Genomic DNA, 16,427 nt, shown 5'->3' with positions numbered 1-16,427 from the left:
GCCATGCGGGCAACGCCTTTATCACCCGTATTTAATCTTAGCTTGTGCTGCGGCGATTCTTGCTATAGGGATACGGTATGGAGAGCAAGAAACATAGTTTAAATTCATTCTATGAAAAAATTCTATAGAGGCAGGGTTTCCTGCATGTTCTCCGCAAGCTCCGAGTTTCAAATTAGCATTACTGCTTTTTCCTCGTTTTATAGCAATTTCAATTAATTCTCCTACACCTTCTTCATCTAGAGTAGTAAATGGATCGGATTCAAAAATCTTCTCTTCTAAATAATATGGGAGGAAAGATGCAATATCATCTCTAGAAATTCCGTATGTAGTCTGAGTTAAATCATTAGTCCCAAAACTAAAATAGTCAACTTCCTTAGCTATTTTCTTACTGCCGAGTGCTGCCCTTGGTAGTTCTATCATAGTACCGAGCGTAAAAGAAAATTTATATCTATAACGTTGCTCTAATTCCTCTATTACCTCATAAATATCCATTTTAAGCTTTTTTATTTCACCTACATTGCTAATTAAAGGAATCATTAGTTCTAAATTACATTCTATATGTTCTTTTTTATGTAGCTCAAAAATAGCCGTAAAAATTGCTTCAATTTGCATTTGGTAAATTTCCGGTGAACATATACCAAGTCTACATCCACGGTGACCGAGCATAGGATTTACTTCATGCATAGCATGAAGACGTTGATTAATCATGGATAACGGTAGATTTAAGCTATTTGCCAAATTCTTTTTATCTTCTTCGGTGGTAGGTAAAAACTCATGTAACGGCGGATCAAGTAATCTAATATTTACCGGTTTGTCTTTCATTACTCTAAATAAAGCTTTAAAATCCTCAGTTTGCAGAGGTAATAATTTCTGCACGGCAAGCTTTCTACGTTCTATATCAGGAGCAATAATCATTTCCCTTACTAAAGGAATTTTATTTTTATCAAAAAACATATGTTCGCTACGACACAAACCTATACCTTGAGCTCCAAATTTTATAGATACTAAAGCATCGTTAACTGTTTCGGCATTTGCACGAACTTTTAAGCTACTAATCTCGTCTGCCCAATCTAAAATTAATTTTGATTCCTCACTGAAAGTAGGTTGAATTAACAGCATTTCACCTAAGAAGATTTTGCCGCTACCTCCGTCAATCGTTATAATATCACCTTGTTTAATAACTATGTCGCCTGCTGTTAATATTTGCTTTTTCTCATCTATAGATAAATTACTTGTACCGCAAACACAAGGCTTCCCCATACCTCTTGCCACAACTGCGGCATGTGAAGTCATTCCCCCTCTAATAGTTAAAATACCTGAAGAAACATGCATTCCGTTAATATCCTCAGGGCTAGTATCATGGCGTACTAAAATTACTTTATGATGATGAGATAATTTTTCGGCATCATAAGGTGAGAATACCGCAATACCTGTTGCAGCCCCAGGAGAAGCAGGGAGGCCCTCGGCAATAGAAGTAAGCCCCTTACTGTAATCAATTCTTGTATGTAATAATTGATTTAATGATTCCGGATCGATTCTCATTAAGGCTTGTTCTTTAGAAATAAGCTTTTCTTCTACCATTTGTACGGCAATATTAATAGCAGCGATGGCTGTTCTTTTTGCAGTACGTGTTTGTAAGATATATAGCTTATTATTTTCTATAGTAAATTCTATATCCTGCATATCTAAGTAATGTTCTTCAAGCTTTTTCGCAATTTGTGATAATTCCTTAAACACTTCCGGCATCATTGCTTGCATAGAATTTGAATCATTTGCAATAATAGGCATAGGTGTTCTCGTTCCCGATACTATGTCTTCACCTTGAGCATTTATTAAAAACTCTCCAAAGAGCTTTTTTTCTCCTGTAGAAGGTGATCTAGTAAAAGCAACTCCCGTAGCTGAAGTTTTACCTAAATTACCGAAAACCATTGCTTGGATATTAATAGCCGTACCGAAACCTTCCGAAATATTATTGATTTTTCTATATATAACCGCTCTATTACTCATCCAAGAATGTAGCACCGCTTTAATTGCTGATTCTAACTGTTCATAAGGATCATTAATTAGTTGCTTAGTATACTTAATATGCAACCGTTTGAAATCCTCAATAATTTTTTCTAATAATTCTACGGTAATATCGCTATCTTTATGAATATCGGCTTGAATCTTGTGCTTTTCGTAAATTTGTTCAAATAGATCACTAGGTATAGATAATACCGTTGAACCATACATTTCTAGAAATCTTTTGTAACTATCAAGAGCAAATCGTTTATCACCACAGGAATCCGCAAGAGCATTGCACACTTCGTTATTCATTCCAAGATTAAGGATAGTATCCATCATTCCAGGCATTGAAACCGTAGAACCCGAACGCACCGATAATAATAGGGGATTGCTTGTGCTGCCGAAAATTTTACCGGTAGTTATTTCAAGTTCGGTGATAGCTTTTTTTAAGTCGTTTTGAAAATTTTTAGGAAAGTTATTATTGTGGGTGTAAAAGTAATTACATAGCTCTGTAGTTATTGTAAAACCATCAGGAATAGGTAGTTTTAGATTAGACATTTCAGCAAGACCGGCACCTTTATTACCAAGTACATTCTTCATGCTAGCGTTTCCCTCACTACCATTACTGCCAAAATAATAAATTAATTTTTTCATATCATATATCAAAATTTGCTAACAATTTATGTGTTTAGGAGCATTAAATACATATTTTTATACAGTATGAAAAAAATAGTAGCAATGTTAAATTAAGAATATCTTTAATAAAATAGTTGAAATTTTAAATTTATTAATAAATTTGTTATTATACTTATTAATTTAATTATATTCTGTGTACAAAAGTCAAATTTTCAAAAAAATCTTATTAATTTTTGCTAAAAAATATCTCAAAATAGCAAATCAATTAGAAACTTTCACAGAACTTAATAAGTTAATTGAACTTTTTCTAAATGTTATTGACTAATTTAAGAAAATTGACCATAATTCTAAACGGTCGTGCAGTTGCGTGATGATATAATCACGAGGAAAGTCCGGACTCTATAGAGGTATGGTGCCGGTTAACCTCCGGCAGAGTATTATTACTTTAGGGAAAGTACCACAGAAAATATACCGCCGAATATGAATACGAAGATCAACTTCAAAAAGAGCAAGGAGTTCACAAGACGAGGAACGGAGCGTATACTTAATACGTGAGTACCGTAGTACTTGTAGAACGACGTAGCCAATTTTTGAAGTTCATCGAGTATATTCGGTAAGGGTGAAAAGGTACGGTAAGAGCGTACCGGTAAGTTGGTAACAAATTACGCATGGTAAACCCCACCAAGAGCAAGATCAAATAGGCGTTACAGAACTTATCAAGTTCCCGGGTTATCTCTAGCCGGCTTGTAATGCGGGTAGATCGCTTGAGGTAAACGGTAACGTTTATCCTAGATAAATAACTGCAATGAATTTATATTCATACAGAATCCGGCTTATAGACCTTATTGTTATCCCGTGGTCCTTATGTCATTCCTACGAAAGCAGGAATCTAGTAAATCTACAAAAAACTTGTTTTTCTTGTAGGTTCATTATTTTGGATTCCTGCTTTCGCAGGAATGACATACGAAGTGTTCGTACAACATAGGGCAAGAGCCACGGAATGACCTAGAACTTACTATGACACAAATTTAATGAAAAAGTTATATCATTATCCTATTTGTCCTCTTTCAAGACAAGCTCGTGTCTTCTTAAAAGAAGAAGATATAGAATTTACTACGATTAAAGAAGATTATTGGCAATTCAATAAAGGTTTCTTAAAAATAAATCCTGCCGGAACATTGCCTATTTTAGAAGAATCATACGGCTTATTTGTGGTAGGTATTTATCCTTTTGTTGAATATCTTAATAGCAAATATCCGAATTTTAATTTTTTAGATGAAGATATTGATATTTGTTGCGAAATTAGACGATTATTTTTTTGGTTTAACGATAAATTTTATCGTGAAGTTACTAAGATTATCATCAATGAAAAAGTTATAAGATCAATTGCTAAAATGAGCAGCCCAAGAACCGAATTTTTACGTGCTGCAAAAAATAATTTGAATTATCATTTGGAATATATAACTTCTTTACTAGAAAAAAGAAGTTATCTTGTATCGGATTCACTAACTATTGCCGATATTGCCGCAAGCTGTCACTTATCGGTACTTGATTATTTCGGTGAGATTTATTGGGATAAATGGACGCTTATCAAACATTGGTATTCACTAATTAAATCAAGACCGGCTTTTAGGTTATTATTACAAGATAGAATCCCTGGCTTTACCCCTCCAAGCTATTATACAGATTTAGATTTTTGAATATATAATTTAATAATTTGATTCTTTCCGTATCATGAGCTTTTAGTATTTTACGAATATTATTAAGAGATTGATTTTTTATGAGTGCAGGCTCATATTCAAGATGAACTCCACTTAAAATAGCTGTCTCGTCACCGCAAGTACATTTTATTATTGCAGGTTTATTATTTTCATAACTTGCTATTATTTCAGTATCTTTAGTATTTTCTGCATCAACAAAATATCCACCACCATTATAAAAAGCATAACAATCCTTAATATTTAAATTAAGTGTTGGATTTATTTTTAGGTAAGCGGCTCTTGCTCCTTTATTTGAATTATAGTAGTAAGGAGCAAGCAATGGTCCTCTAACCGTTCCATTGAAAATCTTTAATTCTTTTTCACCTATAACCTCTATATTTGTTCCTTTAGCAAATTCTAAATAATTGCCGCTATAATAACTACCGGTACATATTCCAAGAAAATTACCGCCATTTTTAAAATAATTTTTTATATTATCATTTCCTTTGCCTTGCAATTTTTGTACATAGTATAAATCTCTTCCACCGAGTAAAATAAGTAATAAGATATTTTGAAAACACTTTTCGTCTATAATTTCTTGTGCAGTAATATAATCTACCTCATACTTTGGAGCATAAAGTTTTAAGTTATGCACGCAATGCTTAATACTTTCTTTTGAAACTCCTAAATCATTATAAATTTTTATTTTCATTTTTATATTATTGACAAGAACATTATATAATTCTATTTAGTGTAATTACTTAAAAATAAATTATGAGGTAATTTTATGCAACTTAATTCAATCTCACTACCGTTAACCAAAAGGCAAGCAATAGAAATAGTTTTAGGAGTGGCATTACTTACTATTTGTTCACAAATATTAATACCGTTTAAGCCTGTTCCCATAACATTACAAACTGTTGCAGTACTATTTATCGGGCTTACTTATAATAGGGTTAGCGGTACTTTAGCAGTATTATCTTTTGTAACGCTAGGAGCTGCAGGTGTGCCGATATTTGGTAAATTTTCTAGCGGTTTACCAATATTATTAGGTACTACCGGTGGATATCTAGCAGGTTTCATAGTTGCCGTATATATTATGGCTAGCTTAAAAGATAAAATTTTTACTTCTAATAAATTGTTAAACCAAATTACTTTATGCTTAATCGGTAATATGATTATTATGGGTTTAGGCTGGTTATGGTTATCCAAATTTTTAGGATTAAAAGAAGCATTTTATAGTGGGGTACTATTTTTTATAATACCCGGAATAATTAAATCGGGCTTATTAATCGGACTTATCAATATAGTAAAACCAAAAACTCGATGAACTTCAAAATTTGACTGTAGTGAAATACAAGTATAGTGTAGATTATAACATAATATGTTATAATCTATATTATCAATATTGTTGTACAGGTATAAAATGACAAAAAACACTCCAACTAGTATATACTTAGAAACCAATTTAAGTGAAAAAATTACATTGATAGCTGCAGAATTACATTGTCGTCCAAACGATTTAATTAATGAAGCTGTACGTTTATTTGTCGAGGGACAGGAACGTATTAAACAATTGAAAGCAGAAGATGTTAAACGGCAATCTTTGTTATCTAGGGAACAAAAAAAATTAGAAGAAGAATGGGAAAAAAATCAAGATTACACAGATTGGATTTAATATTTCGATGTCATTCCCGCGAAAGCGGGAATGACATTGATCCTAACTATAATTCATGAAAAAAACAGTAACAAATGCTAATGCCGCATTTTCCGGTGCCGACCTGGAAAAATAATATTAAATATGATCTTGAAAATATAGCAAGACTTTTAAAAGCCTTAGGTAACCCTCATTTAAGGCTTCCTCCCGTCATACATATAGCAGGTACAAACGGTAAAGGTTCAAGCAGTGCTATGCTTAAAAGCATCTTTACGCTTGCCGGTTATAAGGTACATTGCTATACATCTCCTCATTTATTAGAATTTAATGAACGAATCGTAGTAGCAGGTGAGAAAATCTCGGATAACGAATTATGGCAGGTTTGTGAGGAGGTAAGGTTAGCAAGCGAAAAATTTAATATCGAACCTAGCTTCTTTGAAGGTACTACGGCAGCAGCATTTGTAGCATTTGCAGAAACAAAAGCCGATATATTAATTTTAGAGACGGGACTAGGCGGTCGGTTAGACGCAACAAATATAGTAGAACGACCGTTAATTACTTTAATTACGCCTATTTCATATGATCATATGAATAGGCTTGGTAATGCATTACCCCTAATAGCAGTTGAGAAAGCTGGTATTATGAAGCCTTGCGTTCCTTGTGTTATAAGTATGCAAGCTTTGGAAGTTTATGAAACATTATTTGCAAAGGCTGAAGAGTTAGAGGTACCGAGTTTTTGTTATGAATATGATTTCGGTATTAAAAAGACGGACAACGGATTTATTTATTCATCACGAAATTTTAGTTATGAGTTTCCGACTCCTTCACTACTCGGTGATCATCAATTAATAAATGCTGCAAGCGTTATTGCTTTAATAAGTTTGATAAATAAACAATTTAATATTAGCAACGAAATTATCTCTAAAGGACTGCAAAATACTATTTGGCGGGCTAGAATCGAAAAAATAGAACCGAAAAAATATTCTAAATTAATAGGTGATAATGTTCAAATTTGGGTAGACGCAGCTCATAATAATAGCGGAGCTCAAGTTTTGGCAAATTGGATTCGTGATAATTTAAAATCACCGATATATTTAATACTCGGTATGACTAAAAATAGGAATATCGAGGAGTTTTGTTCCTACTTTAAGGGTTTGACAATTAAAGGTTACGGTGTTAAAGTTTTATCCGAATCACTAAGCCATAGTGCAGAAACAATAAATTTGGAAGGCAGAAAGAGCGGGATTGATTTTAGCGAAAGCGACTCACTCGAAGAAGCGATTAGTGATATAAAGAAGATAAACGGTGATAATAAAGCAAATATTATAATAACCGGATCGCTTTATTTAGCTTCCGATTTTTATAAGTTATTATATTTCTAGTGTCATTCCCGCGTAGGCGGGAATGACATTAAAAAGCCAAAACCAACCTAGGAGAAAATAACATGACCTATTGCAACAAATCTAATCAAACCTCATATCCTTTTATCTTACCTGATTTACCTTATGACAAAGAGAGTTTTAAACCACATTTTACTCCCGAGACTTTTGATTATCATCATGGTAAACATCATAATGCTTATGTACAAAATCTAAACAATTTACTCAAAGATAAAGAAGAATTACAAAAAAAAGATTTAGAAGAAATAATAGAATGGTCATCTCAAAACTCAAATGCGGCTATTTTTAATAACGCAGCCCAAATATGGAATCATACCTTTTTTTGGCATTCAATAAAGCCACAGGGCGGAGGTAAGCCAAGCGGTAAAATATTAGAACAAATTAATAAAGATTTCGGTAGTTTTGAAGGATTTTGCGAACAGTTTAAGCAAGAGGCAGTAGGGCAGTTCGGTAGCGGCTGGGCATGGCTTGTATATCACGATAATAGGTTACAAATTATAAAAACCGCTAATGCCGGTACACCTATAGCAAACGGTATGAAGCCGCTTCTTGCATGTGATGTATGGGAACATGCTTATTATATTGATTATCGTAACAAACGACCTGATTATGTTGACATATTTATTAAGCATATGATTAACTGGAAGTTTGTAGAAGATAACTTAATAAAATAAAATTATGAATTTAGAGGATATTAAAAAGGCTCAAGAAACTCATGTCGACGGCGTATATAGAGATAATATACCGACAAAATATTTTAAAGGCAATGAACCGGAATTTGATATAAAAGAAGTAACCGATAATATGGAAGAGATTACCTTAGCTAAAAAGCAAGGTAGAACTCTAGCTATGGCTTTTGGTACGGGTATGGAAGCTGATGCAAATATTGCTATATATAGTGCAAAAAAATTTGAAAACCCAAGTGATATCATAAAGTTTTTAGCTGATGTATTATTTAAGACTCTTGCAAAAGTAGGAGGAAAATTTAAATATACCGAAACTCTAAGAGAAACTAACGAGCAGTTACGTGAGAATGCTTTAAACACTGTTGTTTTAGATACTGCCGGAATAGATACTTTGAATTTCAAAGATGCACAAAAATATTCTGATTATTTGCATATTAAAGGATATTGTCAAACTAGAGAACATTTGAATAATCATGACCTTGGCAAAGAAGCAGATAAAACATTTGACCATCAAAAATTTCTACTAAATGTTTATGAAGTTTATGATAATAAAAATCTACATAAAACATTTGGAACTAAATTATTAGAAATGTTTATTCCGTCAAAAGAAAATAATACTTCTAAATGGCAAGAAGGAATTATCGAAAATCATGATGATAAAGCAAAAATGTTAGTATCATTTTGTAAAACCGGAGCATTAAACGAAAAAGAATTAAATTAAAAGCTTAAAGAATATGTAATTATTGCTGCAACTAGTCGTAATAATACATTAAAAGCCGATACAAACTCATTGAAAGCTTTGCTGTATACCTTAAACGATCCTGCTGCTTCAAGTAAAATAAAAGATAGTTTCATTGAGGTACTTGGAATAGATAAAAATAAAGATGTACGATTTGATAAAACTAAAACCTTTGATGAAAATATTGCTAAGTTTAAATTTACTAAACAAGATTTAGAAAGCTTTATAACTAAAAGTAAAAGCGAAGCACCAAAAATTCAAAGCAAACATAGTGTAGCCAGAAGTCATGTAAGTAGGGGGTGATTAGATTTTGCTTGCTGTCAAGCCGACGGTGTTGTATGGATCGGTAAAACCTACTCGATGTCATTCCCGCGTGGACCGAAAAATCTGTTCGGTGTCATACCGCGGCTTGACCACGGTATCCAAAAAACAATAAAAATACTAATAATTTTGGTATTTTTAACTGGATCCCGCGATCAAGTCGCGGGATTACAGAGATAAAATTGATCCACCCAACAATGCCTCGCGGGAATGACATCGAGTAGGCTTAATGACAACTAATAAAAAAATGAATATCGGTAAATTTAAACTAATTGTTTTTGATGAAATAGACAGTACAAGCTCTGAGGCTATGAGAACTGCTAAAAGGGGAATAGTTGATTCAAACTATGCAGTACTTGCTAAATCTCAAACCAAAGCACGAGGAAGAAGCGGTAAAAACTGGCAGTCTAGGGTAGGTAACTTACATGTAAGTTTACTAATAAAGCCTGATAAAGAGCTAGAATTATTACCGCAATTATCTTTTGTTACAGCACTTGCCGTTTATGAGAGTATAGCCTCTTTATGTCACTCCCATAGTTCTCTATGTCATTCCCGCCTACGCGGGAATGACATAAGAGGTGAGGATGACATTATACAACTAAAATGGCCTAACGATGCTCTCGTGAACGGTCGGAAAATTGCCGGTATACTTCTTGAATCCGTTAAAGTAGAAAATAATTATTACCTTATTATCGGTATCGGTATTAATATCACCTATCACCCTGATAATATCGACCAGCCTACTACTAGCTTAATAAGCGAAAATCTACCTCCTATAGAACCACAAGCTTTACTTGAAAAATTAATAGAGAATTTTGAAAAATATTATCAAATTTGGCATAATAACGGTTTTTCTTTTATTAGAAAAAAATGGTTAGAACATGCTTATAAGTTACATAAAAATATTAGCGTTAAATATCAAAATGATATAGTAACCGGTCTTTTTAAAGATATCGATAGTACCGGCAGAATAATATTGCAACTACCTTCCAAAAAAATAATCTCTTTTTCCACTGCCGAACTTTTCTTTTAGCAAAAATATTACTAAATTTAAATTGTAGATTTAATTTTTGTTAACTTCTACTTAAGCTCCAATTTAACAAGGTAATATTAATATGCCCCAAGAGAATAGCAACTCTAAGTCTCAAGAGTTTTTAATAAATGCGTATAAGCAATTAAACGAATTTAAAAAGTTTTCTTCTCGTAATATTAGTGAAGATTTTTTAAAAACTGAAAAAACTTTTAAATGTGCATTATTTACGGGTAATAATAACGCATGTGAAGGTTTAGTAGAATTATATGATGAAGTAATAAAAAAAATGCCTGATTATGAACTTAAGAATATAAATATAACACAATTTAGAGATATTATGGTCTTAGTCGGCAGAGAACTTAATAATGAAAAATGTATAAATACCTCCTTATTGTCAGTAAAAATTAATGAAAAATTTTTCAAACCAAGTGTTGTTGCTCATGTAAAAGCTATTGAACTATGTCAAAAGCAAAATAGCAACAATCCTTTCGCAGTTAACGAGGATAAAATTATCGACGATTTTAATCTCACTCTTGATAGACTCCCATGTATATATGTACCAATAGATTATTCAGAGCTTGTATCCTCAATACCTACAGGCGAAGATGAGGTAATAACCTCAGGAGATAATTATTGTAATATATCATAGGGATATGGATTATGAAAGAAACTCTTATTTCAGCTCAAAAATTTATACAACTAACTCCTGAGTATTTATATAAAAAAGGTAAAGAATCTTATCAGCAGGCTTTAGTGGAAGAGGTAATTTTTACACAACAAAAATTATATACAAACGCTATATTATATTTTCAAGGTGCTATGTTTTTAGGAAGCGAAGATGCTTGTGCATATTTATCTGAATTTTATAAAAATGGAAATCATCTTGGAATTAATAATGAACGACTAAGTAATTTAATAAAAATTGTAGCTAATATAGGAAAATTTTTACATTACAGTAAATTAACAAATTCTATGTGTTTAAAAGATTTTGGAATATCCGATTATTCTGAACTTATGGAACTAGCTATAATAGAAAAAGGATATATGAATGCAGTGCAGGGGGAATGGCATAAAATTTCCGTTCCTGAATATTTGAGCCTGACTAACTTAAAAACAATTATACAGGAGTTTAATATCGAGTTACCGCCTGAATATCAATTAATTACCGATGAAAGTATTTTTGAACATAAAGAAGAAATAAGAAAAAAAGAAATCAAAGACTCTATTGAAGAAGAAATCAATAAAGAATTAAATGAATTTACTCATCTAACCCAATCTCAACCTATAACTCTAGAACCAATAGAAGAATATAGAGAGAATACTAAGCACGATTATTCTACACTACTCGGGGCAGGAAACTGTACCATATCTTAAAAAAAATAAAGGAATGAAATTTAATGATAAAAAAGAAAAATAAACAAATAGAAAAGAAACTACTCACTTCTTTTGAAATGTTACAAGAAGCATTATCAGATTATTTACAAAATGTTGAAATGCCTCTTACAAATTCAGGAAGCAATATACTAATAATAACAAACGATAATATAGACATTATAATTGAATTGCATAAAGAATTAAAAGAGGCGTTAGTTTGTGGTCAAGGAGATGCAGCTTACTATTTTGCTCAGTTTTATTATAATGGCTGGTTGGTAGAAAAAAATTATACTAAAGGAGATTTTATCCTAGAAATAGGGAAGAAACTTGATTCTATTAAATGTACAAATACTTCCTATAAAAGTGATAATGCTTTATCAGAAGAGTTTAAAAAATTAACTACCGTTTGTGCTAATTCTATTTTAAATACCAAAGGTATATATCAAATGGGCATTAATTATATAATGAAAAGTAATGCTGAATTTGCTTTCAATAAACATCTAATGAATACTAATTTAACAGATATACTCTGTATTCCGGAATCAACATTTTCGCCTATCTCTACTGTTTCAGCACCACTGCCAAATACTAATATTAACCACACTACTAAAACACAAGATACTAATGGCGAAATAAAACGCTCAACTAGTTATATCCCTTCAAGCTCTATCATTCATGAAGCACCAAATGACCAAATTCTAACACTTGGTCAAGACAACTATTATAACAAACATGATAGCAGTGGATGTACTTGTTTAACGATGTAATATATTGTGGTATATATCTTGAAAAACAATAAAATCTTTTATCTATCACCGGTAAATCAGTTGCTTAAGGAAGGTTTAAGGCTGCAGGAAATGTTTTTTGTTTTTCACGATAAATGGCCTTCCTATACTAAAAAAGCAGTTAATCTATTGTTTGAGTCAGCAGTAGAAAATTTAACCTGTGCGATATTACTTGGTGAAGAAGAGGCGATATTGCCTCTATCTCAGCTTTATTATAGCGGTACTATTTACGATATTTTACCGGATTTAGTTTTTGGTGATTATATTATTTTAATAGGTCAAAAACTTGGATATAAATCATGCCAAAATATTTCTTTAAGAATGATTACTAATACTAAATGTTTAGAAAAACAGCTAGATAGTATCGCTATTACTATTACTTCTAATATGTTATTTTATCATCGTCATTTTAAATACATAGGTGATGAGATTAAAAAAAAAATTATTAAAGACTGCAATGAGCAATTTGATAAAGCATGGCATTTTTGTAAATTTGAATATTCCTATTCAACATTATTATCTTTTGAAATGCCGGAAGAAGAAGCCGAAAAACTTGAAGAAGTACCTTTGATGGGTACAAAATCTACTGATGATAGTAAATGTTTGATATCTTGAATGTTATTCCTGTCATCCTAGCTAACTTGATCGCGGGATCCAGTCTTTTTAAATTTTTTTATGGATCCCGTGGTCAAGCCACGGGATGACACCGTATTTTTCGATCCATGCAACACCCACCTCTTAGTGCTAGCATTTTTTCAGTTATATTATCTTAATTAATGCACCGAGTGATTAAGTCATGGGGTGACAACAGAAAATAGGTAATAAATATATGAAAAAAGTAATCTACAGCAATCAAACTTTCGATAATATGGAAATAAAATCTGTAACCGATAATGAGGTAGTAATTATCGGCTATGCGAGTGTTTATAATATTGCCGATCATCATAACGATTTAATTTCTAAAGGAGCTTTTGCAAATGCTTCTCACCATAACGTAAAATTTCTTTGGCAACATGACAGTAAAAAACCTATCGGAATTATTACTCATTTGGCTGAAGATGACCACGGTTTAAAAATGGAAGCGGTGATAAATAATAAAGTCAAAGCAGGAGTAGAAGCGATAGAGCTAATAAAGCAAGGAGCAATAGATGGATTATCTATAGGCTTTTATATAAAAAACTTGGTTTATAATGATGCAAGGCAGAGGGTAATTACCGAAGCAGAGCTTTTAGAGATAAGTATTGTTACTTTTCCAGCTAATCAAAGTGCTAAAATCTTATATATCACTAAAGGGCAAGAAATAGAATATAACGATAAAATCAATGAGTTAGAGGAAAAGCTATATAATATGCAAAATATTTTAGAAAGACCAAATAGTGTAAATATAGAAGAACAAGAACAGAAAACAGCTTTCATTAATTATGTACGTAAAGGCGAAGATACCGGGCTTATGCAAAAATCATCCCTAAATAGTAGTACTGAAGCAGGCGGCGTTTTAATATTACAGACTTTATATAACAGTATCATCACCGAAATAAATGCTAGATCACCAATGAGAGGACTTGCTTCGACTGAAACGATTTCTACAAATGCCCTTGATATAATAAGCGAGGACGGTAAATTTAGTAGTGGCTGGATTGGGGAGGTAGAAGCACGAGAAGAAACTCCGGCAGCGAAGTTAAAGCAACAGCGTATTTTTGTTCATGAGCTATATGCACAGCCGAAAGCTAGCCAAGCACTACTTGATGATGCGACTATTAGGGTTGAAAATTGGTTAGGTGAAAGATTGCGTGATAGTTTCGTTAAAATGGAAAATAATGCGTTTATAAACGGTGACGGCATAAAAAAACCTAGAGGTATTTTATCGCCTGACCATGATAAAATCGAGAAAATTAAGATGGGTAATAAAATTACCGCCGATGGGTTACTTGACTTTATAAATTCGCTTAAGGAAGAATATTTAACAAATGCAACTTTGCTAATGAATCGTATTACTTTGTCCGAAGTACAGAAGCTTAAAGATAATCAAGGGCGTTTTATTTGGCAGCAATCACTATCAGATTCGTTTAAGCAAACAATATTTGGAATACCGGTAGTTTGTAGCTCCGATATGCCGCCTATAGATAAAAAGGGAAATGCTATAGCGATAGGTGACTTTAAAACAGGTTATAAAATAGTAGATAGAAGCGGTATTAATATAATGCGTGATCCTTACACTGAAAAGCCTTTTGTAAAGTTTTATGCAGTGAAGAGAGTAGGGGGTGATGTGGTAAACCAAGAAGCTATTAAGATTGGCGTGTTTGGTTAGATAATTCGTCATTGCGAGGAGGCATTGTTGCGTGAATCTAAAAACACGTTCGATGTCATACCGTGGCTTGACGACGGTATCCAAAAAAACAATTTTCAAATCATAAAAACATTTCCGCAAGAAGTGTGGAGTTTAGAGCAGGTAAAGAATTATATGCGGGTGGAGGCTAGTTATGATGATGATTTAATAATCGGATTAATTGATGCGGCAATCACAGCAGCAGAGAATTTTACTAAGCTAAATTTTATCTTAAAACAAATCAAGTTTATTTGTAATATTTCAGGGAAAAAAGAGTTTTTATTTAAATATAACCCATTAATAAAAATAACAAAGATAAAGAAAAAATTTAAAGACCAAGAAAATGACTTAACGGCAGATGATTATGCGATTGAGCAGAATCTTTTAACTCTAAATAAAGCATTAAGTAATGAAGAGCTGACGGTAGAATATATAAGCGGTTACGATAAAAAAAATATTCCGCACGCTATAAAACACGGAATAATGCTACATATTGCCGAGATGTATGATCGTCAAACTACGAATTGTATTGGGTTTTCCAAAGAGGTAAAAAATTTATATTTGCCTTATCGCAATATACAAATTTGGGAAATATGGCATTTATTGTCATACCGTGGCTTGTCCACGGTATCCAGTTAAATCACCTGATAAAAAGACTGGATGCCGTGGTCAAGCCACGGCATGACACCCCGCTTAATTTAACAAGGTAATAAAATGACAAAAACAGTAGTGAAAAATTTTCAGCATCAAATTAAATTTTTAGAAAATATCGCAGGAGAGGGGATGGAAGAGGATAGATGGGTAGAGAAATTAACAATCTATGCCGAAATCAAACCGTTATGTGATAGTAAATTTCTTGCTCTAGAAAATATAAGCTTCGGACATATAATAACGGAAGGATATTTTTTATTTAGAATAAGATTTATAAAAAACATCACTACTAAAATGCGTATTTTATTTAAAGAACGGGAATTTGAAATTAAACGGATTATTAATGTTGAAGAAAAAAGTAAATTTTTAAATATAATAGCGTTGGAAATATATGTATCATGATTTTATCTATAATTTTCAGCTAAGTTTGTATAAATTACTTATAAATGATAATGAAATAAAAACTGAAATTAATAAAATATATTTTTCCGTTGTTCAGGATGCAAAATGCCCATTCTTACTTGTTAATATATTGAATGTTAATAATATATCTACTAATGTACAAAATATAATACAGCTGGAATTTGAAATATGTATCTTTACTAATGATAAAAATCGTAATATTGCTCTAAACCTTGCTAGCAAAATAAGCGATAAAATAGAGCATCACTCATTTGAAAATGTTGCAGGGATAAAAGCAAATAAAATAGAATTTCAAACTAGCAAAGACTTAGTCAGTACAAAACTGATAATGAATTATCAGACATTGTTGAAAGGTTCTAGGTGTCATACTTAGCTCAGCATTGTCTGCGTAGATACCTAATTGTCATTGCAAGGAACCGTAGGCGACGCGGCAATCCAGCAAAAATAATAAAAAAAAAATGCTAATTTATAGCATTTTTTACTGGATTGCTTCGTCAAAATTTTCAATTTTTCCTCGCAATGACGGGAAAACCGGTCCACGCAACAATGCCTTCCCGCGAAAGTGGGAATCCAGCATAAAGCGAGATAAATCGAGCTTTTAATTTCAAAAACTTGCTGTATTTGTGTTTATTTTTCCTGGATTCCTGCTTTCGCAGGAATGACATATACAAATATAATAATTTAGGTATCTT

General features: G+C 32.3%; 18 protein-coding genes, 1 other RNA gene and 1 pseudogene. 17 read left to right on the top strand and 3 right to left on the bottom strand.

All coding sequences use genetic code 11. From position 1 onward, the window contains the following. Window positions 1-21: 21 nt before the first annotated feature. Window positions 22-2,658: a pyruvate, phosphate dikinase gene (ppdK, locus tag AC5587_RS04820; RefSeq protein WP_499161950.1), complete on the bottom strand. Its 2,637-nt coding sequence runs from the start codon at window positions 2,656-2,658 to the stop codon at window positions 22-24. 329 nt (window positions 2,659-2,987) lie between these two features. Here ppdK and rnpB point away from each other — a divergent pair. Both rnpB and AC5587_RS04810 read left to right on the top strand, forming a co-directional pair. Next, window positions 2,988-3,492: RNase P RNA component class A (rnpB, locus tag AC5587_RS04815), an RNA gene on the top strand. 179 nt (window positions 3,493-3,671) lie between these two features. Then, window positions 3,672-4,340, top strand: coding sequence for a glutathione S-transferase family protein (locus AC5587_RS04810; protein ID WP_499161948.1), 669 nt, complete (start codon window positions 3,672-3,674; stop codon window positions 4,338-4,340). Here the strand turns inward: AC5587_RS04810 and AC5587_RS04805 are convergent. Further along, the gene (locus tag AC5587_RS04805) at window positions 4,303-5,052 is read right to left on the bottom strand and encodes a BPL-N domain-containing protein (protein ID WP_499161946.1); all 750 of its coding nucleotides are present in this window, start codon (window positions 5,050-5,052) and stop codon (window positions 4,303-4,305) included. The two genes, AC5587_RS04810 and AC5587_RS04805, sit on opposite strands and share 38 nt — an antisense overlap. Window positions 5,053-5,127: 75 nt before the next feature. Here AC5587_RS04805 and AC5587_RS04800 point away from each other — a divergent pair, with 75 nt between their 5' ends. The 15 genes and pseudogenes from AC5587_RS04800 (at window position 5,128) to AC5587_RS04730 (ending at window position 16,108) form a co-directional block, all read left to right on the top strand. After that, on the top strand, window positions 5,128-5,670 hold the full coding sequence (locus tag AC5587_RS04800) for a biotin transporter BioY (protein ID WP_499161944.1): 543 nt from the start codon (window positions 5,128-5,130) through the stop codon (window positions 5,668-5,670). 96 nt (window positions 5,671-5,766) lie between these two features. After that, on the top strand, window positions 5,767-6,018 hold the full coding sequence (locus AC5587_RS04795) for a hypothetical protein (RefSeq protein WP_041077973.1): 252 nt from the start codon (window positions 5,767-5,769) through the stop codon (window positions 6,016-6,018). 74 nt (window positions 6,019-6,092) lie between these two features. Continuing rightward, window positions 6,093-7,379 (top strand): folylpolyglutamate synthase/dihydrofolate synthase family protein, encoded by a 1,287-nt coding sequence (locus AC5587_RS04790; protein ID WP_499161943.1) that lies wholly within the window; start codon window positions 6,093-6,095, stop codon window positions 7,377-7,379. A gap of 62 nt (window positions 7,380-7,441) precedes the next feature. After that, window positions 7,442-8,071 (top strand): superoxide dismutase, encoded by a 630-nt coding sequence (locus AC5587_RS04785; RefSeq protein ID WP_040255661.1) that lies wholly within the window; start codon window positions 7,442-7,444, stop codon window positions 8,069-8,071. A gap of 40 nt (window positions 8,072-8,111) precedes the next feature. Continuing rightward, a pseudogene (locus AC5587_RS04780) lies at window positions 8,112-9,125 on the top strand (esterase); the annotation flags it as partial. 57 nt (window positions 9,126-9,182) lie between these two features. Continuing rightward, complete coding sequence (locus AC5587_RS04775; RefSeq protein ID WP_499163034.1) at window positions 9,183-9,323, top strand: hypothetical protein; 141 nt, start codon at window positions 9,183-9,185, stop codon at window positions 9,321-9,323. A gap of 67 nt (window positions 9,324-9,390) precedes the next feature. Beyond that, complete coding sequence (locus AC5587_RS04770; RefSeq protein WP_499162995.1) at window positions 9,391-10,176, top strand: biotin--[acetyl-CoA-carboxylase] ligase; 786 nt, start codon at window positions 9,391-9,393, stop codon at window positions 10,174-10,176. Between the two features lie 82 nt (window positions 10,177-10,258). Then, window positions 10,259-10,825, top strand: a complete 567-nt coding sequence (locus AC5587_RS04765; RefSeq protein ID WP_499161941.1) for a hypothetical protein — start codon at window positions 10,259-10,261, stop codon at window positions 10,823-10,825. Window positions 10,826-10,836: 11 nt separating this feature from the next. Then, a complete protein-coding gene (locus AC5587_RS04760; protein WP_499161939.1) occupies window positions 10,837-11,550 on the top strand; it encodes a hypothetical protein in 714 nt (237 codons plus the stop codon). 23 nt (window positions 11,551-11,573) lie between these two features. Next, the gene (locus AC5587_RS04755) at window positions 11,574-12,317 is read left to right on the top strand and encodes a hypothetical protein (protein WP_499161938.1); all 744 of its coding nucleotides are present in this window, start codon (window positions 11,574-11,576) and stop codon (window positions 12,315-12,317) included. Window positions 12,318-12,335: 18 nt separating this feature from the next. Then, window positions 12,336-12,950: a hypothetical protein gene (locus tag AC5587_RS04750; protein WP_499161936.1), complete on the top strand. Its 615-nt coding sequence runs from the start codon at window positions 12,336-12,338 to the stop codon at window positions 12,948-12,950. A 214-nt stretch (window positions 12,951-13,164) separates the two neighbouring features. Beyond that, complete coding sequence (locus AC5587_RS04745) at window positions 13,165-14,643, top strand: phage major capsid protein (RefSeq protein ID WP_499161935.1); 1,479 nt, start codon at window positions 13,165-13,167, stop codon at window positions 14,641-14,643. Window positions 14,644-14,667: 24 nt separating this feature from the next. Then, the gene (locus AC5587_RS04740; protein ID WP_499161934.1) at window positions 14,668-15,300 is read left to right on the top strand and encodes a head-tail connector protein; all 633 of its coding nucleotides are present in this window, start codon (window positions 14,668-14,670) and stop codon (window positions 15,298-15,300) included. 75 nt (window positions 15,301-15,375) lie between these two features. Then, window positions 15,376-15,714 carry a phage head closure protein gene (locus AC5587_RS04735; protein WP_499161932.1) on the top strand — a complete coding sequence of 113 codons (339 nt, stop codon included), beginning with the start codon at window positions 15,376-15,378 and terminating at the stop codon, window positions 15,712-15,714. Next, complete coding sequence (locus AC5587_RS04730) at window positions 15,704-16,108, top strand: hypothetical protein (protein ID WP_499161930.1); 405 nt, start codon at window positions 15,704-15,706, stop codon at window positions 16,106-16,108. Before AC5587_RS04735 ends, AC5587_RS04730 begins: the two co-directional genes overlap by 11 nt. Before the next feature lie 130 nt (window positions 16,109-16,238). On the opposite strand, the gene AC5587_RS04725 is transcribed toward AC5587_RS04730, so the two are convergent. Next, the gene (locus tag AC5587_RS04725) at window positions 16,239-16,400 is read right to left on the bottom strand and encodes a hypothetical protein (RefSeq protein ID WP_410527722.1); all 162 of its coding nucleotides are present in this window, start codon (window positions 16,398-16,400) and stop codon (window positions 16,239-16,241) included. Window positions 16,401-16,427 lie beyond the last annotated feature (27 nt).

Origin of the sequence: Rickettsia endosymbiont of Hedychridium roseum (assembly GCF_964028255.1) — a bacterium.
In the GTDB taxonomy this organism is placed as follows: Bacteria; Pseudomonadota; Alphaproteobacteria; order Rickettsiales; family Rickettsiaceae; genus Rickettsia; species Rickettsia asembonensis.
Note: the sequence above shows the minus strand (reverse complement) of the source record. Positions and strands in the feature narration are given on the sequence as shown.

Coding starts and splice junctions, on each gene's coding strand:
- ppdK (WP_499161950.1), bottom strand. CDS start 2,658: ATGAAAAAATTAATTTATTATTTTGGCAGTAATGGTAGTGAGGGAAAC.
- AC5587_RS04810 (WP_499161948.1), top strand. CDS start 3,672: ATGAAAAAGTTATATCATTATCCTATTTGTCCTCTTTCAAGACAAGCT.
- AC5587_RS04805 (WP_499161946.1), bottom strand. CDS start 5,052: ATGAAAATAAAAATTTATAATGATTTAGGAGTTTCAAAAGAAAGTATT.
- AC5587_RS04800 (WP_499161944.1), top strand. CDS start 5,128: ATGCAACTTAATTCAATCTCACTACCGTTAACCAAAAGGCAAGCAATA.
- AC5587_RS04795 (WP_041077973.1), top strand. CDS start 5,767: ATGACAAAAAACACTCCAACTAGTATATACTTAGAAACCAATTTAAGT.
- AC5587_RS04790 (WP_499161943.1), top strand. CDS start 6,093: ATGCTAATGCCGCATTTTCCGGTGCCGACCTGGAAAAATAATATTAAA.
- AC5587_RS04785 (WP_040255661.1), top strand. CDS start 7,442: ATGACCTATTGCAACAAATCTAATCAAACCTCATATCCTTTTATCTTA.
- AC5587_RS04775 (WP_499163034.1), top strand. CDS start 9,183: ATGTCATTCCCGCGTGGACCGAAAAATCTGTTCGGTGTCATACCGCGG.
- AC5587_RS04770 (WP_499162995.1), top strand. CDS start 9,391: ATGAATATCGGTAAATTTAAACTAATTGTTTTTGATGAAATAGACAGT.
- AC5587_RS04765 (WP_499161941.1), top strand. CDS start 10,259: ATGCCCCAAGAGAATAGCAACTCTAAGTCTCAAGAGTTTTTAATAAAT.
- AC5587_RS04760 (WP_499161939.1), top strand. CDS start 10,837: ATGAAAGAAACTCTTATTTCAGCTCAAAAATTTATACAACTAACTCCT.
- AC5587_RS04755 (WP_499161938.1), top strand. CDS start 11,574: ATGATAAAAAAGAAAAATAAACAAATAGAAAAGAAACTACTCACTTCT.
- AC5587_RS04745 (WP_499161935.1), top strand. CDS start 13,165: ATGAAAAAAGTAATCTACAGCAATCAAACTTTCGATAATATGGAAATA.
- AC5587_RS04735 (WP_499161932.1), top strand. CDS start 15,376: ATGACAAAAACAGTAGTGAAAAATTTTCAGCATCAAATTAAATTTTTA.
- AC5587_RS04730 (WP_499161930.1), top strand. CDS start 15,704: ATGTATCATGATTTTATCTATAATTTTCAGCTAAGTTTGTATAAATTA.
- AC5587_RS04725 (WP_410527722.1), bottom strand. CDS start 16,400: ATGTCATTCCTGCGAAAGCAGGAATCCAGGAAAAATAAACACAAATAC.